Source organism: Bacillus sp. RO2 (genome assembly GCF_012911845.1).
Classification (GTDB): Bacteria; Bacillota; Bacilli; order Bacillales; family Bacillaceae_I; genus Sutcliffiella_A.
This window is the reverse complement of sequence record NZ_JAAXCU010000019.1, coordinates 42,311-65,477: the sequence shown is the minus strand read 5'-3', so window position 1 is coordinate 65,477 and position 23,167 is coordinate 42,311. Positions and strand designations below refer to the sequence as shown.

Here is a 23,167-nt window from a genome sequence, read left to right as displayed (position 1 = left end):
TCCTCATCCTCCTTGCACTACTAGTTGTTTTTTTGCCAAGTTCCAAAGCAACTGTATCGGAATAATCAAGATGAACACCCATACCGCCTGCATGAGCAGAGCCTGAAATACGGCATTTCCTGTAATACCCTCTGTAAAAATCATACTTGGGATATAACTGATTGCCTGAAACGGCAGGAAACTCATGACGTCTTGTGCCCATAACGGGTAAAAGCTGATAGGTAAAAGCAATCCAGAAAATAAATCAATGACGACACGCTTAGCACGAATCAACCCGTCATTATTAAATAGAAAGAACGTCATGATACCTGTAAGCAGGTTGATCTGTGTATTCACAATAAAACTGAAGATGATGGAGACCCCGAAAAACCCCCACGTGGCAAAATTTGCTGAGAATTCCAGTGGAAAGACCAATGCTACGATGACCATCCCTGGTACAGAGAAAAACACCAGTCGGAAAATCCCCTCTCCCAGCCCTTGCATCGTTTTCATACCGAGATAGTTATACGGCCTGATTAATTCCACAGCAACCTTTCCTTCTTTTATCTCTTGGGCAATTTCTCGGTCAATATTATTAAAATAAAACGCACGGGCCATCCAAGCAACTGCTACATATGTTGTCATCTGGATGGTGGAAATACCTTGTATATCTTCTTTTCCACTATAAATCGCCTGCCAAAGGAAGTAGTAGGCTCCTATATTGATGCTATAAATCAGAATTCCAGAATAATAGTTCGTTCGATACGCAAGCATCATCAAAAAGCGGATGCGTATCATTTCGATATATTTATCCATGTGTCAACACCGGCTGCTTTTGGGAAGTTGGTTCTGTGCGAGCCACCATTCCCTTATCATAGATATTACGGATAATTTCCTCTGTTGAGATCTCTTGGATGGTGAGGTCTGTAATGGCAAATTGTCCTACTACCCTTCCAATCAGTTCAGAAATTTCCTCTTCTTCTTTAGAAACCACCGCGCTCCAAATTGTTTCTTTTCCTTCATTTTTCCAATGAACGTCGAGATCTGGAGTCAACGGTATCAGTTGTTCTTCTGTCACATTTTGTGCAAACTGGAATCGAATTTGCTTCCCTTCTCCCCAGTTGTTACGCAGCTTTTGAAGAGAACCATCATAGATGATTTTCCCTTCGTCTAACATGACAACTCGTTCGCAAAGTGCTTCGATGTCTGCCATGTCATGTGTGGTTAATAGAATGGTTGTTTTATATTTTTCGTTTATTTCTTTTAAGAACTGTCGGATTTTAAGTTTTACAAGAACATCCAAGCCAATTGTTGGTTCATCCAAGAAAAGCAATGGCGGATTATGAATAAGCGCTGCTGCCAGTTCACAACGCATGCGTTGACCTAGTGACAACTTTCTTACCGGCTTATCGAGAAGATGACCGATATCTAGCGTTTTAATAACGTGATCCATATGCTCGTTATAATCCTCGTCTGATACTTTATATACTTTTTTTAGAAGACGGAAAGACTCTTGTACCGCGATGTCCCACCAAAGCTGGGAACGTTGGCCGAATACCACACCAATGGAGCGGACAAACTCTTCCCTCTCTTTATGCGGGTTCATGCCATTTACGCGCACTGTCCCAGATGTCGGGGTGAGAATTCCGGTCAGCATTTTAATGGTGGTGGACTTTCCTGCACCATTCTCCCCGATATATCCTACCATCTCCCCTTGCTTAATGGTAAAAGAAACATCGTTGACGGCTGGCACTATTTTATAATTTCTCGTAAAAAGATCGCGGAATGCTCCCTTCAAACCAGATCGACTAGAATATGCTTTAAACTCTTTCCGAAGTGAATCTACTTCTATGACGTTATGCATCTAAGTTACTTCCTTTCTATAATATGCGCTTGTTTGAAAAAAGCTCATAGAGACTAGTGTATTACAAGTGAGGGGGAACACTCAAACGGGAAGCTTTGGGAATTACTTGATGGCTTAATTGGGGTGTAATAAAAATTGGGTTGAGTTGAAACTAGGAAGATAGTAATCTTTCGATGACAATATCAACTACTCCCTTCCTCTTTTAGCATCGTTCCCGCTCTATGGTAACAGAGAGGGCGTTTCAATGATGACCGGAAAGAGGGAGAACGCAGAGGAGCCGGCGTCATAGGAGGTGTATGACGACCGGTGAGGGTGAAAAAGCAGAGGGACCAGCGTCATAGGATGTGTATGACGACCGGTGAGGGTGAAAAAGCAGAGGAACCGTCGTCATAGGAGGTGTATGACGACCGGTGAAGGTGAAAAAGCAGAGGAGCCGTCGTCATAGGCGATGTATGACGACCGGTGAAGGTGAAAAAGCAGAGGAGCCGTCGTCATAGGAGGTGTATGACGACCAGTGAGGGTGAAAAAGCAGAGGGGCCGTCGTCATTGGAGGTGTATGACGACCGGTGAGGGTGAAAAAGCAGAGGAGCCGTCGTCATTGGAGGTGTATGACGACCGGTGAGGGTGAAAAAGCAGAGGAGCCGTCGTCATAGGATGTGTATGACGACCGGTGAGGGGGAAAAAGCAGAGGAGCCGGCGTCATTGGAGGTGTATGACGACCGGTGAAGGTGAAAAAGCAGAGGGGCCGTCGTCATAGGGGATTAATTCTTAAATCTCGTGGTAACTATTTTTACCCATTAATATGGACTTGACACTCTTCGATGACAGAATCCCTCTCTTCCTTCCTTTTCTGACATTGTTTCCGCTCTTCCCTAACTCCACCAGCCATTCTCTGTTACATCCCCACCACATTCATGATAAAATAACATATCATTTGATTTACCTTAATCAATAGGAGGACTCGATCAATCATGAACTTTTCTAAATCACAACAAATACACGAAGAAGCCTTGCAACATATCGTCGGCGGTGTAAATAGCCCGTCACGTTCTTATAAAGCCGTTGGTGGCGGCGCACCGGTCGTCATGGAACGTGCGGAAGGAGCTTATTTCTGGGATGTCGACGGCAATAAATACATCGACTACCTGGCAGCATACGGCCCGATCATCACCGGTCATGCCCATCCACATATAACAGAAGCCATTACAAAAGCAGCACAAACCGGAGTTCTATACGGAACACCTACTCCCCATGAAGTTAAATTCGCGAAAATGCTGAAAGAAGCGATGCCAGGAATGGACAAGGTACGTTTCGTCAACTCCGGCACAGAAGCGGTAATGACAACGATCCGTGTGGCACGTGCGTACACCGGTCGCGACAAAATCATCAAGTTTGCCGGCTGCTATCACGGTCACTCCGACCTGGTTCTTGTTGCAGCAGGATCTGGTCCGGCAACACTTGGAACTCCAGATTCCGCTGGAGTACCTAAGAGCATTGCCAATGAAGTAATCACGGTTCCTTTTAATGATATTGAACCGTTCCGTGAAGCGATGGAAAAGTGGGGTGACCAGATCGCAGGTGTACTTGTTGAGCCGATCGTTGGTAACTTCGGCATCGTGGAACCTAAACCCGGATTCCTGCAAGCGGTGAACGATATCAGTCATGAAGCTGGCGCATTAGTGATTTACGATGAGGTAATTACAGCATTCCGATTTATGTACGGAGGAGCACAAGATATGCTCGGTATCACACCAGATCTGACAGCGCTTGGGAAAATCATTGGCGGCGGTCTACCAATCGGAGCGTATGGAGGACGTGCTGAGATAATGGAGAAGGTGGCGCCACTTGGACCTGCATATCAGGCAGGAACCATGGCGGGTAACCCGGCATCCATCCTATCAGGAATCGCATGCTTGGAAGTACTTCAAAAAGAAGGAGTCTACGAACACCTTGATCATATCGGGCACCTGCTAGAAGAAGGTATTCTCGAAAGAGCCGAAAAGTACGGTATCACGATTACCATCAACCGCCTAAAGGGAGCACTTACCATCTACTTTACGGATGAAACGGTAGTTAACTATGAACAGGCAGAAAATACAGACGGCGAACAGTTTGCAAAATTCTTTAAACTGATGCTGAATCAAGGAATCAATCTTGCTCCTTCCAAATACGAAGCATGGTTTGTGACAACCGAGCATACCGAAGAAGATGTAAAAGTGACACTAGATGCAGTAGAGCACGCATTCAAAGAATTAGCAACTGCATAAATATACAAGACAGCGTGTACACCAACACGCTGTCTTTTTCTACACCAACGCTTGAAAACGCTTTCAAATAAACGCTTTTTCTTCCCTTCCACATGTATGACCTCTTCAACTTTTTGCATAAAAAATTGATTTTTATTGTTTGAAATGTTAGTATATAATTTAAAGTCTGAAAATTCCCTTATTTATTTTTCCTCACTTTTTACCTATTTATAAGAAAACCGCCGAGCTTACCTCACGCAGAACAGATAGACACTACTAACTAACTGCATTGGTTTTTCTTATCAAACTATCAAACCACAGGAGGTGAATGGCTAGTTAGGGTCCCCACTTTTATCCCTAGTTAACAGCCAATCCATATGAAAAATTGGAGTCCAAGTACATTTAAAGATTTTCACAACGCAGAACACGATGCATGTGGTATTGTATCCGCTATAGAAAAGAAAAAATTCCCAACAAAGAAAAATATTGATGACTGTATAGATGCTCTTGTCAAAATGAACCACCGTGCAGGTTTTATTAATGGTGAAGGAGACGGTGTCGGTATTCATATCGATATCCCCCGTGCACTATGGAAAGAAAAACTTGATAAAGCAGACCAAGACGCTTCGCTTGTAGATCGCGAAGATTTCGTAGTCGGACACTTTTTCATCAATCATCATGTAGATGTAGACCAAGTGAAAAGCGAGATTACGAGCATTTTAGAAAAAGAATCTCTTAAACTAGTTTTTGCTTCTGATACTGTTACATCTTCTGAAGCATTAGGACCGATTGCAATCATCCAAGATCCAGTGTTCTGGCAGATTGCTCTTGTTTCAGAAAAGGAAGAATGCACACAAGCACAACTCTTCCAAGCTTCTATTGAAATTGAAAAAAATGATGACGTGCATGTAGCGTCCCTATCGAACTACCACGCAGTATATAAAGTAATGGGTGCGGGCGATATTTTGCCAAAATTCTATCATGATCTGGCAAATCCGCTTGTAGCGTCCACGATGACACTTGGTCATAACCGCTATTCTACTAATACGCTTTCAAACTTTTTTCGCGTGCAACCATTTAGCGTCCTAGGTCATAACGGTGAGATCAATACAATCGCTAAGCTCCGCGACGAGGCAACAATGATTGGCGTGCCGCTGACAAATGGAGGTAGTGATTCTCAGGACTTAAACAGAACGATCGACACATTAATTTCTCGAGATGGCTTCACACTATTTGAAGCTCTTGATATTGTTTTCCCACCGATTGTAAATGAAATCAAAAGCTATCCTGCTCATTTACAGGACCTATACACATATGTACGTGAAACATGGGGTCATTTCGCCCAAGGACCTGCCGGCATCATCTCCCGCAACAAAGACGAGGCGGTATTCAGTCTAGATGCCCTTGGATTGCGTCCACTTTGGATGCTTCAGACGGAAACATCCTATTATTTCTCATCAGAACCGGGTATTATTCCGACAACAGAATACAAAGCAGAGCCGAAGCCTTTCTCCCCTGGTGAAAAAGTTGGGATGAAATGGGATGGCGATACGATTAAAGTGTATGACTATCATGCCTATCAAGAAGAAGTCTATCAGCGCATGAACGCGAAGTTTGCTGTTGAAGGATTTGCTGAACGCCTGAATGCGCCAAAGCTTGATAACTATGTATCCACTGCTCCACTTGCAAAAGTGCATAACGGCCATTATGCAGCTTTTGGTTGGGATCGTGAGCATATCCAGTTAATCGAACAGATGGCGGAAAAAGGGGCAGAACCAATCCGTTCCCTTGGTCATGACGTACCGCTTGCTGCTATGAATCCAGGTCGAAATAATATCGCTGATTTTATAAAAGAAAGCGTTGCAGTTGTAACGAATCCAGCAATTGACCGTGACCGTGAGACAGAACATTTTTCTACAAGAACGGTTCTAGGTGCCCGTCCTGCGCTACAAAAAGAAGACGAAGTACCAAACGGCTACACAATGGAACTTCTTTCTCCATTGTTAATAGAAGGCCAGGTTGGCATGGATTGCGTCGCAGAATTGGGGCAGCCTTCTTACGACCAAGTGGTAAACCAGTTCCAAACACAAGGGCTAACCTATTACGTAAATGCTACCTGTGGTTCGGATGAAGATATCACCTCTGCTTTGGACCGTTTAAAAGCGGAAGCAGTGGAAGCAGTAAAAGATGGTAAAACATTATTGATCATTGATGATGCCCAAGCACATAAGGATGGCCAGCTTTGGTTGGATCCGCATCTTGTGACGGCAGCGATTAATGAAGAGTTAGTTCAGCACCAATATCGCCGTAAATGTGCACTACTGCTTCGTTCCGGTGCCATCCGCTCCCTACATGATGTAATGGTAGCAATTGGACTTGGTGCAAATGCTATCAGTCCGTACCTACTATTCGGTACAGTGAGTGATGAGACAACTAAGCCTGTTGTGAACCTTTTCGGGGCACTGACGAAAGGTATGGAAAAAGTTATTTCCACAATTGGTATCCATGAATTAAGAGGATACGGTCGCTTATTCTCGGCAATCGGTCTCCATCAAGAAGTCGAGAATGCGCTTGGTATCGTCAATTTCTTAGGTTCCGATAAACTCGGCTTTAATTTTACAAAATTAAAAGAGGACGCTGCAGAGCGTGCAGTGGACTTTGAAGATGAAAAAGCTCGTCCAGGCAAATCGTTCCACCTCTTCCCTCGTATCTGGAAAGCAATCGGGGACGTGGCAAAGAACGGAACATACGATGACTATCGTGAAAAGCTCGATGAACAAGAAACGAAAAACCCTATTACCATCCGTCACTTAACTGACTTGAGGGTCGCCGGCAAACAACCTGCCAAAGAAAAAGTGAATATCGGGGTTGGGGCACATGATTTACCATTCGTCATTGCATCCATGTCTTTTGGTTCGCAAAACGAGATTGCATTTAGAGCCTATGCCGAAGCTGCAGATAAACTGAACATGGTCAGCCTGAATGGTGAGGGCGGCGAAATCAAAGATATGCTTGGAAAATATCCAAAAACCCGCGGACAGCAAGTGGCATCCGGACGTTTTGGTGTAAATGCCGAGCTGCTTAACTCCTCCAATCTATTAGAAATCAAGATTGGGCAAGGAGCAAAGCCTGGTGAAGGCGGACACTTACCTGGATCAAAAGTGACAGCGAAAATCGCTGAAGCACGTAACGCAACGATTGGATCGGATTTAATCTCTCCATCCAATAACCATGACATCTACTCTATCGAAGACTTGGCTCAAATGATTGCCGAGCTGAAAACAGCCAACGATCAAGCTAAAGTTGCCGTGAAAGTTCCCGTTGTTCCTAATATTGGTACGATTGCAGTCGGAATCGCAAAAGCTGGCGCGGACATCATTACCATCAGTGGTTTTGACGGCGGTACAGGGGCAGCAAGAATCCACGCCCTTCAATATGTCGGTTTACCAGTTGAAATTGGTGTAAAAGCTGCGCACAACGCGTTGATTGAATCCGGTCTCCGCAACAAAGTGGAAATCTGGGCGGACGGCGGAATCAAGAGTGCACTAGACTGCATGAAGGTTATGCTATTAGGTGCCAACCGTATTGGTTTCGGAACTCTCTCCATGATCGCCATCGGTTGTACAACATGCCGCGGTTGTCACTTGGATACATGTCACGTTGGAATTGCAACGCAAATCGAATCCGAAGCACAAGCGAAAGATCACGGTCTCCGTCGTTTTGTTCCTAGACAATCAGATCTTGCCGTACAAGGCTTGATGAACCTGTTCACTGCTTTTGGCGATGAACTGAAAGCATTAACCGCTTCTCTAGGTTTTGACAACCTTCAGGAAATTGTTGGCCGCTCAGATCTTCTTGAACAGACTCGCGGCTTGGAATCGCTGGACCTTTCTAACTTGCTTCATACATTAGACGTGCCTCAGCTTGCACAAAAAGAAGTAGCAGCAAGCATGGAGAAAGAAAAACTTCTTGTAGCAGCCGGTGCGGAATATCTGGATTACCAAGAAAGCGATTTGCATGAATCTCGTCAATTTGATGCGGTTACAGCAGAACAACGTGTCCTTGGAAGCCGCGTTTCTTGCCACCGTGTACGCGGTCGCTTAGACGGCTCTTACCTTGATCTTCCTGAAGTAGAACTGCGCTACAACAAAGGCTCCATCCCAGGTAATGGACTTGGTGCTTATAACTCCACCGGCATCAACATCAAGGTTGAGGGTGGCGCACAGGACGGCATCGGTAAAACCGCATTCGGCGGAAGCATCTTTGTCTTCAAATATAAAGGTAAAGACGGCAAATTCTATAACGGTTCTGTCGGAAAAGGCTTTGGTTACGGCGCACAAAAAGGAGCGCTTGTTGTACAAGGAAACGCCGACGCTCGTGCAGGTATTCGTCTTTCCGGAGCAGACATAATCATCGGCGGGAAAGTTACCACTCCTATCCCAGCTATTGAACATGGAAACCTTGGAGTCAATGCCAATATTAAAGGCTTTGCATTTGAGTACATGACAAACGGCCGCGGCCTTGTCCTTGGTGACCCTGGTCCATGGATCTGCGCAGGTATGACAGGTGGTGCTGTTTACCTTCGTCACCAGCCGGAAATGGGCTTGACGAAAGAAGCACTTCAACGCCGTATCGCAAAAGGTGCTAAAGTGAATATTGAACCACTTAATACAGCTGGTTTGAAGGATGTTGTGGAGTTACTCTCCATCTATCATCAATCACTGCTAGATCAGCACCAACTAGAAGAAGCCGCAGAAATCAAGCAAATGCTCGACAACCCTGCAGACTTCTTCCTCCAAGTTAATCCTGTTAAAGAACAGGCAGACCCAGCAGTATCCACAGAATGATTTTTCTCTTTACTACATCCCGCAAACTTCAATTTGCGGGCTTTTTTCTGTCAAATTTCCGCTTGCGCTACTTAAGGAAACGGTGTATAGTACAATATCGAATAACATGATTACCACACTTCCGACATATACTATTAAGTGTTTAACTTTCAAGATAATAGGCTATTAAAATCGGAAAGACAAGAAAGGACTTATTTTAAAATGAAACTTGGTGCCCGTATAGTCAAGACCGGTATTGCGATCACCCTTGCTTTGTTTGTGGCACAGTGGCTTAACGTCCCCACGCCCTTCTTTGCAGGAATCGCCGCGATCTTTGCTATCCAACCATCCATCTATAAATCGTATCAATCTATTATTGAACACGTTCAGGCCAACCTGATTGGGGCAATCTTAGCCATCATCTTCTCCTTACTATTCGGACATGACCCTTTTATCATCGGTTTGACTGCCATTTTTGTCATTGGAATCAACTTAAAACTAAAAATTGAAAATACCATTCCACTAGCTCTTGTGACCGTTATCGCGATTATGGAAAGCCCTGGGGAAAACTTTTTTGAATTTGCACTAATACGTTTCTCAACCGTCATGATCGGTATCCTTTGTGCATTTCTAGTCAACCTGATCTTCCTACCACCAAAATATGAAACAAGGCTTTATTACAAGGTAAAATTAACGACAGAAGACATCATAAAGTGGATTCGAATCAATATGCGTCACGGTACGGAACATCATCTTTTGAAAACAGATATTGAAATGCTACATCAACGAGTGCTGAAACTTGAGCAACTTTTCATGCTCTATAAGGAAGAGCGGACATACTTCCCTACATTGAAAAATTCAAGCTCCAAAGCACGAAAGCTTGTCATTTTCAGACAGCTGATTGTTACAAGTAATCGGGCTTTGTATACGTTAAAAATGCTGCACCGGTTAGAAAACGAACTGCACCACATGCCAGTAGAATACCAGCATTATATTAAAGCAGAATTGGATCACTTGGTTAACCTGCACGAGCAGATCTTGTTAAAATTCGTCGGCAAAATAAAACAGCACAACACCTCAGAAATGTACGAAGAAGAACGCTTTAACAAACAGCAATTTATTGACGAATTTATGGCTCATAAAGACAACTGGTGCGAATACGAAGGTGACGTCGAAGTCTGGTATCACCTGTTCCCGCTCGTTTCTAAGATCATTGATTATAGCGACCAATTGGAACATTTGGACAAATTGATTGACAGCTTCCAGAAATATCATGTGGATGATAATGAGTTCGAAATTGGAGCAAATGAAGAAGAATAACACACTTTCCTGCTTTTTCTAAAGGCGGGGAGGTGTTTTTTTTATGGGGAAAATCGCTTAAATGTAGAAGGTGGCTTGGGAAATGTAGAAGGTCGGCTCTAAACTGTAGAACTTCTCCCAAAAATGGTAGAAGGTCACCTCTAAACGGTAGAACCATAAATAATCGCAATCGCTAGATATCCAGCTCAGCCCCCTAGAACTCCCCCAAACATAAAAAGCCAACCTCCAGCAGAAAAAGAAACGTTCCTCCGCTAAAGGTTGGCTCACAATAAATTAACTTATTTCTTGTATCGTAAACAAATTATAATAGTGACCTTTTTTCCTCATTAATTCTTCATGGGAACCGACTTCTACAATCTCACCATGCTCAAGCAGCACAATACGGCTCGCATGCGTAATCGTAGATAGACGGTGAGCGACAACAAATGTTGTCCGGTTGGCCGCCAAACGTTCCAGTGACTCTTGAATCAAATGTTCACTCTCAAGATCAAGTGCAGATGTTGCTTCATCCATAACAAGGATTGGCGGATTCTTCAAGAATACACGCGCGATGGCGACACGCTGTTTTTGGCCACCAGAAAGCTTCACACCGCGCTCTCCCACTTTCGTTTCGTAGCCACCAGGCAAGCTTGAGATAAAATCATGCGCATTGGCCGCTTTGGCCGCTTCGATAATCTCATCCATGGTTGCATCCGGTTTCCCAAGAGCAATATTTTCGCGAACGGTATCACTGAACAAAATGCTGTCCTGCAATACAATCCCAATTTGTTTCCGTAACGACTGAACGGTGACATCGCGAATGTCCACACCATCAAGCTTGATTTTACCTTCGGTGACATCATAGAACCGTGGCAACAAGCTTACCAAGGTGGATTTCCCGCCACCGCTCATCCCAACTAGGGCAATGGTTTCTCCCTCCATTACTTGCAACGACAAATTCTTCAAAACGTACTCTTCATTTTCTTCATATTTAAAAGAAACATTTTCAAAGCTGACTTCACCGCGTGCGGTCTTACATTCCACGGCATTCGGCTTATCCGTAATGTCATATTTCTCATCTACAAATTCAAACACCCGGTCCATAGATGCAATAGATTGCGTCAAGGTTGTCGAAGAGTTAATCAATCGGCGCAAAGGGTTGTATAGGCGGTCAATATAGGCTACAAACATGACCATCTCCCCTACTGTCAGCCCCTGATTTATAACCTGATAACCCGCGTACCCGATTACTAAAAGCGGTGCAATATCCGTAATGGTATTAACTACTGCAAAAGTTTTTGCATTCCAGCTAGTATGATCCAATGCTTTTTGCAGAAAATTTGTGTTCTGTTTTTTAAATTGCTCCTGCTCGTAGTCCTCAATCGCCATACTTTGGATGACAGGCATACCTTGTACCCGTTCATGCAAGTGGCCTTGTACCTCTGCAAGCGCCTGTGAACGCACCCTTGTAAGGTGACGCAGACGACTGTAGAAATATTTAATCGAGAAGCCATAAAACGGGAACAATATAATGGATACAAGTGTCAACGTAATGTCGACTTGGAACATAATTACGATGACTATCAAAATTGTCGCAAGGTCAAGCCAAAAGTTCATCAAACCGGTGATAACAAAATTTTTAGTCTGTTCCACGTCATGAATGACCCTCGAAATAACTTCCCCTGCCCGGTTATTCGCATAAAAACGCAAGCTCAGCCTTTGAATATGATCGAACAACTTATCCCTTAAATCATATAAGACCTTGCTGCCTGTCCATTGTGCAAAATATTGTCTGTAGTATTCAATCGGCGGTCTTAACACCAAAAAGGTTATAAAAATTGCGACCATGATTAAAAGCAGCTCGTTTGTTTTCTCCTCTGCTGAGCGGCCGTCTACAAGCAATATGTCATCGACTACGTATTTCAATAATAAAGGAATTAATAATGGCAACCCAAATTTCAGCATTCCTATAAGTATGGTACCAACAATTTGCCACCGATACGGTTTCACAAATTGCATGTACCGTTTTATACTATCCAATTGACTTCCTCCCAAATGATGACTGCTATCTTCTCTTTTTAGCTTCCGCTTTTCAATTTGAAACATGTATGTTTCTTATAAACCCCGCTGTTGATCTCCGCAAATGGCTTCGCTTTCCTAGGGGCACTGCTGGAGCCTCCTCGGCTACGCCTGCGGGGTCTCCACTTAGTGCTAACTCCCTCAGGAGTCTTCGCCATTTGCTACAATCACCAGCTTGGAAACAATAAAAAAATCACGTTATCAGTTATTCAGTGGCTTCCAACGCATCAGGGGTCTCAAGCTACCTCTATCTCCCTCAGGAGTCTTCGCACTGTGCTACAATAAGCAGCTTGGAAACACTCAATAATTAGCTAGAAAACAAAAAAGGCCTGGCATATCAAGTTACCAGTTGCCTTTTGCATGAAACTATCCTCTGTATGTGAGGTAGCGCTCGTACCACAAATCAATAAAGTCCGGAGCAAACGGACCTTTTCGCTGCCTGATCCAAGAAATCAACGTTTGGACATTACTCTTTAGGATTTTATCAATTACCTCTGGGTAGTTCATTTCTTTACGGTGTTTCTCGTACTCATCTTCATCAAGCAAAATAAACGTCATATCAGGAAACACTTTTATATCTAGGTCATAATCTATGTATTTCAACGCTTCATCATCCGCTATAAATGGTGAACTGATATTGCAATAATAGTACACCCCATCCTCTCTGATCATGCCGATGATATTGAACCAATGCTTTCCATGAAAATAACAAATTGCTGGTTCTCTTGTGACCCAGGTTCTACCGTCCGACTCTGTCACAATGGTTTTGTCGTTTCCACCAATAACAAGGTTTTGCGTCCCCTTAAGCACAGTCGTTTCATCCCACACTCTGTGAATGTTTCCATTGTGCTTATAGCTATGTATTTGTATTGTTTCACCTTCTTTGGGACAACCCATTCCTCTTCCCCTTCTTTCTATTTTATGCCCGCACTTCTCAGTTAAAAGCAAACCATTTTCTACTATTATAACGGTTCCCGTGAGATTTTAAAACAAAAGAGCCATCTTTATGAAAAGAAGATAGCTCCACCGCTCTAAAAAAACTCTGATTTCATCCGAAATTAACCGATTAGAAAGACTCCTGCAAGTGAAAAGATTTAATTGCCTCTTCTGTTTGCGTTTCAAAAATGGATTGAATTTCTGCTAATTCTTCCTTCATCTTCGCTATGTCATCTTTTAATTTTCTTAGTTTTTCGGCTTCTTCCTTTAATTGCTCCAGCTGTTCTATCACCTTTTCATTTTGCTCAATCTTTCCCTGAAGTAACAACAATCTATCCATCGTCTTCAACTGCTCCGCCACCGCCACATCAAACCTATCCACCACAAAATCCTCCTCCTTACCAAATACCATACCCTCTACTCATAACATTCTTCCCCCACCTCCCAATCCCTTTGACTACATATGTTGAGCTAAGGGAAGTTTTGTCGAGGAAAAAAATTTGCAAAAGGGGTCAGACCCCCACAGGAAAATCACCCCTAACGTCGAAGGCTATCTACCACTGAAGAATTTGTCTAATTTTGACGAACAAAAAGGGGTCAGACCCCAGAAGGAATTTCTTTCTCCACAAAGAAGAAGCACTCCCTATCGGTTTGATAAGGAGTGCTTCGTGTTATTGCTTAATTATTGTTGTTGTTGGTTTTGTTGGTTCTTTTTCGCTGCAGCTTGAGCGTTTTGTTGTTTCACGTGTTGCGCGCTAGTTTCGCTCGCATACTCAGCACCATATTGTTGTTGTTGGTTTTGTTGAGCATTTTGTTGTTTCACGTGTTGAATGCTTGTACCAGAAGCTGTTTTAGCTGCTTGGTTTTGTTGGTTGTTGTTTGCCATTGTTTATCACCTCCACGAAATTTAACATAACCATTTCGGAAGGAAACTATGACAAAAAAATAAAAAATTATTTTCTGTATATTTTAGACGAGTAAAGACCTGCCACCATCTACGATAATTGTTTGTCCTCGAATCATGCTCGCCTTATCAGATAATAAGAATAACACCGAATTAACAAGATCATCTGGTTCCACCATACGTCCAGCAGGTGTATTATTCTTTGCATCCTCAAGCAACTCTTCTCTATTTGGGAAGTGCTTCAACGCATCCGTATCCACTGCCCCACCTGACACTGCATTCACCACAATATTCTTATCTGCAAGCTCAACTGCTAGATAACGTGTCAATGCTTCAATAGCAGCCTTGGACACTCCAACTGTTGTGTAATTTTTCAAATAACGGATGGAGCCTAGGGAGCTGATACTTACAATCTTACCGCCGCCTACCTTCTCCATTCTTTTTGCAGCCTCCTGCGCTAAAAACAACAACGCCTTGGAGTTAATATTCATCGTCCAATCCCAATGAGACTCTTCAAGTTCCATCACGTGGCGCAGTACACCTGATGCGGCGTTACTCACCAATAGATCAAGACGGCCAAACTCTTCGTCAATTTTCACAAACATCTCTTTAATCTTTTCCGGCTGTCCAACATTGGCTTTAACAGTCAGTGCTTTTACACCTAGCGCTTCGATTTCGGCGGCTGTTTCTTGTGCCGCTGATTTACTGCGATTATAGTTGATGACAATGTTATAACCGTCTTTAGCCAATTCCAATGCAATTTTCTTTCCGATACCACGGCTGCTTCCCGTTACTAATGCCACTTTGTTTGTCATTTTCTCTACTCCTTTATGTATGGAAACTATATATAATATCTTTCAGTATAAGCCTTATTGATTCATCAAACAATAACAGCATAAACAATGCCATAAAGGAGGCAGAAGCTATGTACGTTGGACGGGATATGACTGAACTATCGATGCATTCCAAAAAAGAATGGAAAGACAGCGAACTGGCTTACTTTCACCATTCCTTGCAACAAATGGTCCCTTATTTAAATGCAGAGGGTCAGAGCATTCACATGGAGATTGTGAAAGAAATTGAAGCGCGTGGCGGATTTCAACGTCATGAAGCTGATTGGACACATGGAACCAGAATAAGTTATGACTGAACACGCAAAAGGATCAACCGATAAAGGTTGATCCTTTATTTTTTCAATCTACAGTTTTAATGTATTCCTTCCACATGTTCTGATGGGAAACAGGAAAAGCATACTCCTTCATTTCTTCTGCAGTAACTGCAACAAGATCACTTCCTACTGGAAGCTCTCCTTCCCAGCTTCCAACGTAAACATTTACATCCCATACTAAATGAGAGAAGACGTGTTTAATATCGCAAACATATTCGCCAGGTGTAATATTTAAACCATATTCCGTTTTCATCAGTTGCTGTAACTGCTGCTTCGCCGTTCCAAGCTCATCAACTTTTACAAAATTAGGGAACTCCCACAGGTTTGCCAATAAACCTTCGCTTGGCCTCTTATGAATTAGAAAACGTCCGTCATTATCTTTGAGAATTCCTGCAACTAGCGCTACCTGCTTTGTTGACTTCTTTTTTGTTTTTACAGGAAGCTCCCGCTGAACTCCCTCTGCAAAAGCACGGCAATGTTCGCGGACCGGACATAACAAACAAGATGGTGAGGTTGGTGTGCAGACCATTGCACCAAGTTCCATCAATCCTTGATTAAAAAAGGACGAGTTCTCTTTTGAAATGAGATCCCGAATGACTTCTTCAAAAACTTTACGTGTTTTAGGCTTGGCAATATCATCTTTTATCAAAAGTATTCGAGATAATACCCTCATAACATTACCGTCCACGGCAGGTTCAGGAACACCATACGCAATACTAAGAATCGCTCCCGTTGTGTACGGCCCCACTCCTTTTAATGTGGCGATTTCCTTAGGCGTATTCGGGACAATGCCCCCATGGCTTTCATGGACCTCCCTAACCGCGCTTTGCAAATTTCTTGCACGAGAGTAGTAACCAAGACCTTCCCAAGCCTTTAACACCCTGTCCTCTTCTGCTTCAGCCAAGCTTTGGATGTTTGGGAATTGTTCAATAAAGGAATTAAAATAAGGGATAACTGTGTCCACTTTTGTCTGTTGGAGCATGATCTCTGACACCCATACTTTATAGGGATCCTGATCCTTACGCCATGGCAAATCTCGTTGCTCCCGTTCAAACCAAGTTATTAAATCATTTTGAAAACCATATATATCAAAGTCATCTAGTCGTTCGTGATGAGTACTTTCTTTTTTCAAAATAAACCTCCATGTGATTAGCTAGAAATTTTCAAGCCTATATATTCAACCGTTCCTGCCTCAGTATCAATATATGAGGACAGTTCATGAAAAACATTGCTTTGTTGTGAACCACGCAAAGCTTTCATGGCAAAATAATGCGATTCAGTAGGAAGTAAAAAAGATTCACGATAATAAGCGGCACCTTTTTCAGAACCAGCTTTTGTCCAATGATACTCATTTGCTCCCATTTGGTTCATTGCTTGCAGAACGCGCTGCATCGTTTCTTCGTATTGAAGAGTCACTGTTTCCTTTATAGGATATTGAATGAAAATATGCAACTGTTTTGTTATCATGTTTGAAAACACCCCTTTTGCATCAGACTAAATAAAAATAGATTGAGCCAGTTTTTCTAACAAGCCGGAAAGGAGGCCTACCATTGGATACTGGAACACATGTTGTAATGGGTATAGCGATTGGATCCATGGCTACCATTGATCCATTTGTAGCTAGTAGCCCTGAAACAGCAACAGCCATCATGATGGGAGCAGTAATTGGTTCACAGGCTCCGGACACGGACACCATTTTGAAATTCAGAAATAATGCGACATATATAAGAAATCACCGTGGGATTACTCATTCCATTCCAGCAGTGTGCCTCTGGCCGCTTCTTATAGCACCGGCGATTTATTTGTTTATACCAGAAGCTAATTTTCTATATTTATGGATTTGGACATTTATTGCCGTAATCCTTCATGTTTTTGTCGACATTTTCAACGCTTATGGGACACAGGCTCTCCGTCCTTTTACAAAAAGATGGGTGGCACTTGGAATTATTAATACCTTTGACCCCATAATATTCGGCTTTCATATTGCCGGACTTGTCCTATGGGGAGCTGGATTTCACCCAGGATACACATTTCTGGCGATATACGGCATATTAATTGCCTATTATGTGTTGCGATATCGAATGCAGCAAAAAGTGTTGCAACAAGTTCGAGAAATCATTCCAAGTGTGAAACAAACCATCATTTCACCGACACTATATTGGAACCAATGGCATTTAGCTATTACTACTAAAGATAATTTTTACGTCGCCAGGGCAGTCAAGTATCAAATCTTTATTCACGATACGTTTGAAAAAGTCCCGCTCCCTGAAAACGCGATTATAGAAGCGGCAAAATTCGACGACAATGTTTCCGCATTTCTTTCCTTCTCTCCTGTATACCGGTGGGAGATGGAAGAATACGATGACCATTATGAGGTCCGTTTCATTGACCTTAGATACCGAAGCAAAGATTATTATCCTTTTGTGGCCATTGTACAGCTTGATCACAATCTGAATATTATTAGCTCGTATACAGGATGGATTTTCAGCGAAGAAAAGCTGCGAACAAAACTAGACATCATTCCGAATATAGACTAAACCGCTCGCCCAAACGATGGGCGAGCGGTCTTTTAGTGTGTCAAATGATCATCGGAATTCAAGAGATGCTTGTACTTGGGATTATTCGAAAAAAATTCATGAAGACGATCTCCATGACGGTCAATGATTTGCATGACCATTCTCTCTGTCATGTCCTTCCCCTTATATTCATATCCAGCCTTAGCATAGGAGCTCTCAAAATCTTCCCATAAAAGTTCCACCCAAGTTCTCGCCTTATCATAAGGTAAAGCAGAATTCTTTTCCATAAGACGATCAGCCAGTCGTTCAAAATATTGCTCCATAAAAACACTCCGTTCGGTTTTGGTTTAATTTCACTATGCTTATCATTACATATAATCACATCTAAAATCCAATATTAAAGATAGATGTTAGGCTACTCAGCCAACATCCACTTACCGAGGAGGCGAGTCGCATGAGGAACAAAGCGAGAAACTTTCCAAACCCCAACGACAACAAGTTTGAAGGGGAAGGTCGTGCAAAGTCTGAATATGCTTCAAAGCGTGCGAATGGAACGATTAATACGCATCCACAGGAGCGCATGCGTGCTTCTGGTGCCAGAGAAGAAGATACATTCTAAACTTTGTGAATAAGGTTTTTTCGTAGTTATAGCGTTATCTACCGCTATGAATGTCGAAACCCTAACTAATAGGAGGTTGTTATCATGGCAAAACAAAATCACAAGCCATCACGCAGTAATCCTTTTACGTTAAATGACCACCCGTTTCCGCAGCCTAATGCCCATTCTAAGCACTCGTTCCGTCAAGTAAACGGTGAGACGCAACAAGCTCAGAATATCCAGATCTTAGAAGTGCAAACAAGAAAAAGATCTTAAAGCTCGCAAAAAAGCAAAGAAGCCTTAAGCTTCTTTGCTTTTTTCGTTCATGAGCATGGAAATTGGCAATCCTTCTTCTTCCTTGCTAGTAGTATCGCCGTGAATTCTATGTCCCCATGCAAAAACACCGTTCATATAGGTTACTTTAAAATGAACACCAGGATCACCTTCAATTTCATACACATCTCCTGGTTTGAAGTCCTCTGGATCTAACATATAAGCTTTTGCCATCGTGATCTTGCGTTCCAATACTGCAAACTCATTTACAATACCAAGTTGTTCCGCCTTTCGCGCCTTTTCTTTTAACATGGCGATTTCCTGATGCAACTCATGAGGTGTCATCTGACTGTAGCGTTTTTCCTGTTCCACTTGCTTTCCCCCTAAAAAATCTATATAAAATAAGAATAGCACGATTCTGACATTACAAAAAGCTATTATGAAAAGGTGATTTGAATGAAAACAATACTGATCACAGGTGCCGGAACAGGCCTCGGAAAGGAATTGGCACTTTCATACGCTAAAAAGGGTCACACGATAATATTGACTGGCAGAAGGTTAGATCCCTTGGAAGCTGTAAAAGAAGAAATTTTAACTTTTGGAGCACAGGCCTTCGTCTACCAGTTGGATATTAGCAGTTTAGAAAATGTTAAACAGACGGTAAGTAAGATTATTTCCGAACATACTGTCGACTACTTATTGAACAATGCTGGTGCAGGCTGCTTTGGTCCGTTAACAAATTTAGATTATGGAGAGATTGAAACAGCCATTCAGACCAACGTACTTGGGACCATTATTTTGACAAAAGAATTGCTTCCTCATTTGTTAAAGCAGGAGAATAGCAAAATCATGAACATTATCTCCACTGCCGGTCAAAAAGGAAAAGTGAATGAAAGCGTCTATGTTGCAAGTAAATTTGCAGTCCGCGGTTTTACCGAAAGCCTGCAAAAAGAATTAGAAGGAAAAGTGCATGTGATTGCAACCTACATGGGCGGCATGGACACTCCTTTTTGGGATGAAAGTGATCATATTAAGGACAAGGCTAGGTTGAAATCTCCTAGAGAAGTAGCTGAGATGATTGTTGCTCAGGATAATCAGTTGGAGATACAGATATGACTAAAAAGCAGCCGCTAGGAACGAAGTCTGTCCCAAGCGGCTGCTTTTTTATTGAATAGTAACTTCTATCTCTAGAGTTAATTGTTCTACCTCTTTGAATAGACCTTCTACATTTCCCGGGTTTTCTTATACATTTCCCGAGTAAACTTGTACACTTAAGTAAGAATGTTCTACCATTTTGCTGTTTTTATCCTTTGATTAAAATTAATTCGCCTCATTCTCCTCCAGCCACCGGTCTATAAGATCCATCCCAAATCCCTTTCTATACAATGCGCCCTTCATCTTCATCTTATATTCGTATCCCTCAAGACCTGCGTACTTGCGGTGGTATTTTTCCGCTTGTTTTACAATTGCTTCCCACTCTTCAGATGTATCTTCCTCAAGTTCCGCCTCTTCTACAGCTGTTTGGATGACGGAAAAAGCATATCCCTTTCTCACTAAAGCTTGCTCCACTTTTTGAATCATGATTTTAAATGAGTCTTTTTTATATTTTGGTGCATATTTCAACACTAGCTTCACCGCATGCTCAAGCTCTCTCTCTTGGCTATATTCCAATTCAAGCACCTCTACAATAATATCCTTACTCACACCCTTTTCAAGCAATTCCTGTTCCATGACGCCCCGGCCCTTCAAGGTAGTGTTCACCTGAGTCCTCACAAATGCATTTGCGAATTCCCTGTCATTCAAGTACCCCTGCTCCCGCAGTCTTACGACTATTTCTTTAATAATGAACAATTCATATTCTTTTTCCTTCAAATACTCTTCTATTTCTTTTTCGGTTCTCATTCGAAAAGATAGATAGTGGACCGCAGCATTATATGCTTTGTTGATTTGATCGCTGTAGAGAATTTCTTCTATATCCAGCTCATCTAGTTCCCTTCCTTTTACTAGCTGGAATTTCAATAGCGTCGCTTCGTACACAGCAAACGCATATTCCTCATCCAAGAAGATATTGAATCTTTCCTTGTTTTTTTGCTGTACCGATATTTTTGTTATTTTAGCCATTATTGCTCTCACTCCGTTTCATAGCACATTGCGCCGTATTAAATAAAGGATAATTAGGGAAAAGAACTAATATAGTATGTAAGATATTCTCTATGGAGGGTGATATAGATGAAGATTGCCATTGCAGGCGGTACGGGGCTTGTTGGTCAAGCTCTGACAGACCATTTAATTGATAAAGGACATTCCATCTTTATTTTAACGCGAAATACTTCGAATAAAAAGGAAAAAGAAAATGTCACCTATGTAGAGTGGCTAAAAGAATCTTCCACTCCGGAAACAAGTTTAGATGGCATGGATGCGTTCGTAAATTTAGCCGGAGAGTCCATCAACAGCGGTCGCTGGACGGAAGAGCAGAAAAAGAAAATAGTGGAGAGTCGCATATCTTCAACAAATGAAATTAATAGAATTATCGGTTCGTTGGAAAATAAACCGGAAGTGTTGGTGAATGCAAGTGCCATTGGCTTTTACGGGACTTCAGAGGCTCAAACATTCACCGAGGCGGACACAACTCCTGGATCTGATTTTCTTGCTTCTACTGTCTATGCTTGGGAAAAGGAAGCGGAGCAAGTAAAGACAGAAGGGGTCCGTACGGTGCTTACACGTTTCGGGATTATTTTAGATAAAGAAGAAGGTGCACTACCTAGAATGATGCTTCCTTACAAAATGTTCGTTGGCGGAAAAATTGGCTCCGGTGAACAGTGGATGTCTTGGGTGCACATTAAAGATGTAGTTGGCGCTATTGCTTTTAGCTTGGAAAATAAAGTGGTAGAAGGACCAGTGAATGTAGTCGCACCGCATCCGAAACAAATGAAAGACTTCGGTAAAACGCTTGGAAAAATAATGAGCCGACCACACTGGTTCCCGACACCTGGTTTTGCTTTGAAGGCGGCCCTTGGAGAAATGAGTGTCCTCGTGTTGGAGGGCCAAAAGGTGCTGCCGATAAAATTAGAAGATAAAGGCTATAATTTTTTATTTTCCCATCTTGATGACGCTCTGTCCGACATATTACAATCAAAGTAATGACAGAAAATTAGGAGTCTTCTATGGGTATAGTAATGTTCCGAAACGCTACAGTTTATCCCATCACATCAGCTCCGATAAATAATGCGGATGTGATAACTGAAAATGGAAAAATAAAGACGATTGGCAAAGGATTAGCCGCACCGGAAAACGGGAAAGTGATAGAATGTAACGAAAAATATTTATTTCCTGGATTTATCGATGTGCACACCCACCTTGGCTTATATGATGAAGGAACTGGTTGGGCAGGCAATGATGCTAATGAGACAGTTGAACCATTAACTCCCCATATACGTGCACTAGACGGGGTCCATCCTTTTGACCCTGGATTCCAGGATGCTATTCAGTATGGAATCACGACTGTTCACGTTATGCCAGGAAGCGCGAATGTAATTGGAGGAACAACGTCTGTAATCAAAACACATGGTGTGAACATTTCCAAAATGATTATTCAAGAAACTGCTGGGTTGAAGGTCGCTTTTGGTGAAAATCCTAAACGAATTCACAGTCAGGGAAATAAGGATTCCATTACCCGAATGGGCATTATGGGGATGCTTCGCGAAGCCTTTTATCAGGCAAAATATTACGATAACCCGGAAAACCTGCGGGTAAAGCCTATTATCATGGCTCTTGAGCAAAAGATTCCAGTTCGCATCCACGCTCACAGGGCAGATGATATCATGTCAGGCATCCGTTTTGCAGAAGAATTCAATTTGCGATTTACAATCGAGCATTGTACAGAAGGACATCTTATTGCAAATGAGTTGCGAGGCAGAAACATGAAAGTTTGTGTCGGTCCAACGATGACAAGGAGATCAAAGATTGAATTAAAAAACAAAAACTGGAAAACCTATCAGGCATTATCAGAAGCAGGCGTGGAGGTTTCCATCACAACAGACCATCCATATACCCCTGTTCAATACTTAAATATGTGTGCGGCTTTGGCAGTGAGGGAAGGGTTAGATGAACAAAAAGCACTAGAGGGAATAACCATAACCGCGGCTAAAAACCTTAGTGTTTCTGACCGGGTGGGGAGTATAGAAACTGGGAAAGATGCCGACTTGGTACTATGGTCTCATCACCCATTCCAATTCCTCGCAAAGCCTGTCATGACAATGGTTGAAGGTGAAATAATTTACCAAAAAAATTAACAAAAAAGTTGTTTCTTTTTTAAATGAAATCGAGTATGATACGTAGGTAAACAAAAATTAAATCAACTAACAATTGTGTTTAAATGTTAGGGAAGGCAAATGGTGCGCCACCAGTTAATCTGGTTCTAGTGGGTTCGATTCCCACCCCGAAATTTTTTGTAATTTAAAAAATTTCGAGGGTGGGCCA

General features: G+C 42.4%; 22 protein-coding genes. 10 read left to right on the top strand and 12 right to left on the bottom strand.

What is annotated here, in order from left to right; all coding sequences use genetic code 11:
• Window positions 1-3 precede the first annotated feature (3 nt).
• Together HF078_RS03090 and HF078_RS03085 are read right to left on the bottom strand one after the other, a co-directional pair.
• Window positions 4-795 (bottom strand): ABC transporter permease, encoded by a 792-nt coding sequence (locus HF078_RS03090; RefSeq protein ID WP_169289783.1) that lies wholly within the window; start codon window positions 793-795, stop codon window positions 4-6.
• The gene (locus HF078_RS03085) at window positions 788-1,843 is read right to left on the bottom strand and encodes an ABC transporter ATP-binding protein (RefSeq protein WP_169289782.1); all 1,056 of its coding nucleotides are present in this window, start codon (window positions 1,841-1,843) and stop codon (window positions 788-790) included. The genes HF078_RS03090 and HF078_RS03085 overlap by 8 nt, the downstream gene beginning before the upstream one ends.
• A gap of 971 nt (window positions 1,844-2,814) precedes the next feature.
• Between HF078_RS03085 and HF078_RS03080 the strand changes: the two genes are divergently transcribed.
• The 3 genes from HF078_RS03080 (at window position 2,815) to HF078_RS03070 (ending at window position 10,235) form a co-directional block, all read left to right on the top strand.
• A complete protein-coding gene (locus tag HF078_RS03080; protein WP_169289781.1) occupies window positions 2,815-4,110 on the top strand; it encodes a glutamate-1-semialdehyde 2,1-aminomutase in 1,296 nt (431 codons plus the stop codon).
• Window positions 4,111-4,466: 356 nt separating this feature from the next.
• The gene (locus HF078_RS03075) at window positions 4,467-8,936 is read left to right on the top strand and encodes a glutamate synthase-related protein (RefSeq protein WP_169289780.1); all 4,470 of its coding nucleotides are present in this window, start codon (window positions 4,467-4,469) and stop codon (window positions 8,934-8,936) included.
• A 201-nt stretch (window positions 8,937-9,137) separates the two neighbouring features.
• Window positions 9,138-10,235, top strand: a complete 1,098-nt coding sequence (locus HF078_RS03070) for an FUSC family protein (protein WP_169289779.1) — start codon at window positions 9,138-9,140, stop codon at window positions 10,233-10,235.
• A gap of 273 nt (window positions 10,236-10,508) precedes the next feature.
• Here the strand turns inward: HF078_RS03070 and HF078_RS03065 are convergent, their stop codons facing one another.
• The 5 genes from HF078_RS03065 to fabL all read right to left on the bottom strand — a co-directional run bounded on the left by HF078_RS03065 (window position 10,509) and on the right by fabL (window position 14,948).
• Window positions 10,509-12,254, bottom strand: a complete 1,746-nt coding sequence (locus HF078_RS03065) for an ABC transporter ATP-binding protein (RefSeq protein ID WP_169289778.1) — start codon at window positions 12,252-12,254, stop codon at window positions 10,509-10,511.
• 405 nt (window positions 12,255-12,659) lie between these two features.
• Window positions 12,660-13,190 carry a nucleoside tri-diphosphate phosphatase gene (gene ntdP / locus HF078_RS03060; protein ID WP_169289777.1) on the bottom strand — a complete coding sequence of 177 codons (531 nt, stop codon included), beginning with the start codon at window positions 13,188-13,190 and terminating at the stop codon, window positions 12,660-12,662.
• Window positions 13,191-13,359: 169 nt separating this feature from the next.
• A complete protein-coding gene (locus HF078_RS03055; RefSeq protein ID WP_169289776.1) occupies window positions 13,360-13,611 on the bottom strand; it encodes a YgaB family protein in 252 nt (83 codons plus the stop codon).
• Between the two features lie 300 nt (window positions 13,612-13,911).
• Entirely contained in the window at window positions 13,912-14,115 is a 204-nt protein-coding gene (locus tag HF078_RS03050) for a gamma-type small acid-soluble spore protein (RefSeq protein ID WP_169289775.1), read from the bottom strand.
• Between the two features lie 83 nt (window positions 14,116-14,198).
• Window positions 14,199-14,948, bottom strand: a complete 750-nt coding sequence (gene fabL / locus HF078_RS03045; protein WP_169289774.1) for an enoyl-[acyl-carrier-protein] reductase FabL — start codon at window positions 14,946-14,948, stop codon at window positions 14,199-14,201.
• A 110-nt stretch (window positions 14,949-15,058) separates the two neighbouring features.
• On the opposite strand from fabL, the gene HF078_RS03040 reads away from it, so the two are divergent.
• Window positions 15,059-15,283, top strand: a complete 225-nt coding sequence (locus HF078_RS03040; protein ID WP_168863399.1) for a hypothetical protein — start codon at window positions 15,059-15,061, stop codon at window positions 15,281-15,283.
• Window positions 15,284-15,326: 43 nt separating this feature from the next.
• On the opposite strand, the gene mutY is transcribed toward HF078_RS03040, so the two are convergent.
• Together mutY and HF078_RS03030 are read right to left on the bottom strand one after the other, a co-directional pair.
• A complete protein-coding gene (gene mutY, locus HF078_RS03035) occupies window positions 15,327-16,433 on the bottom strand; it encodes an A/G-specific adenine glycosylase (RefSeq protein WP_169289773.1) in 1,107 nt (368 codons plus the stop codon).
• A gap of 17 nt (window positions 16,434-16,450) precedes the next feature.
• Window positions 16,451-16,768, bottom strand: coding sequence for a hypothetical protein (locus tag HF078_RS03030; protein ID WP_169289772.1), 318 nt, complete (start codon window positions 16,766-16,768; stop codon window positions 16,451-16,453).
• A gap of 83 nt (window positions 16,769-16,851) precedes the next feature.
• Between HF078_RS03030 and HF078_RS03025 the strand changes: the two genes are divergently transcribed.
• A complete protein-coding gene (locus HF078_RS03025; RefSeq protein ID WP_169289771.1) occupies window positions 16,852-17,838 on the top strand; it encodes a metal-dependent hydrolase in 987 nt (328 codons plus the stop codon).
• Window positions 17,839-17,870: 32 nt separating this feature from the next.
• Here HF078_RS03025 and HF078_RS03020 read toward each other — a convergent pair whose 3' ends face one another.
• A complete protein-coding gene (locus tag HF078_RS03020) occupies window positions 17,871-18,140 on the bottom strand; it encodes a YfhJ family protein (RefSeq protein WP_168863395.1) in 270 nt (89 codons plus the stop codon).
• Window positions 18,141-18,271: 131 nt separating this feature from the next.
• Between HF078_RS03020 and HF078_RS03015 the strand changes: the two genes are divergently transcribed.
• Window positions 18,272-18,436, top strand: coding sequence for a small, acid-soluble spore protein K (locus tag HF078_RS03015; RefSeq protein WP_010198995.1), 165 nt, complete (start codon window positions 18,272-18,274; stop codon window positions 18,434-18,436).
• Window positions 18,437-18,520: 84 nt separating this feature from the next.
• Window positions 18,521-18,691: a YpzG family protein gene (locus HF078_RS03010; RefSeq protein WP_010198993.1), complete on the top strand. Its 171-nt coding sequence runs from the start codon at window positions 18,521-18,523 to the stop codon at window positions 18,689-18,691.
• Between the two features lie 24 nt (window positions 18,692-18,715).
• Here HF078_RS03010 and HF078_RS03005 read toward each other — a convergent pair whose 3' ends face one another.
• Window positions 18,716-19,060 (bottom strand): YfhH family protein, encoded by a 345-nt coding sequence (locus HF078_RS03005; protein WP_346775304.1) that lies wholly within the window; start codon window positions 19,058-19,060, stop codon window positions 18,716-18,718.
• An 84-nt stretch (window positions 19,061-19,144) separates the two neighbouring features.
• On the opposite strand from HF078_RS03005, the gene HF078_RS03000 reads away from it, so the two are divergent.
• Window positions 19,145-19,804 (top strand): SDR family NAD(P)-dependent oxidoreductase, encoded by a 660-nt coding sequence (locus tag HF078_RS03000; protein ID WP_169289770.1) that lies wholly within the window; start codon window positions 19,145-19,147, stop codon window positions 19,802-19,804.
• Between the two features lie 204 nt (window positions 19,805-20,008).
• Here HF078_RS03000 and recX read toward each other — a convergent pair whose 3' ends face one another.
• Window positions 20,009-20,809 carry a recombination regulator RecX gene (gene recX, locus HF078_RS02995; protein ID WP_169289769.1) on the bottom strand — a complete coding sequence of 267 codons (801 nt, stop codon included), beginning with the start codon at window positions 20,807-20,809 and terminating at the stop codon, window positions 20,009-20,011.
• Between the two features lie 108 nt (window positions 20,810-20,917).
• Between recX and HF078_RS02990 the strand changes: the two genes are divergently transcribed.
• Entirely contained in the window at window positions 20,918-21,829 is a 912-nt protein-coding gene (locus HF078_RS02990) for a TIGR01777 family oxidoreductase (RefSeq protein WP_169289768.1), read from the top strand.
• A 23-nt stretch (window positions 21,830-21,852) separates the two neighbouring features.
• A complete protein-coding gene (locus tag HF078_RS02985) occupies window positions 21,853-22,980 on the top strand; it encodes an amidohydrolase (RefSeq protein ID WP_169289767.1) in 1,128 nt (375 codons plus the stop codon).
• The last annotated feature ends 187 nt before the right edge of the window (window positions 22,981-23,167 follow it).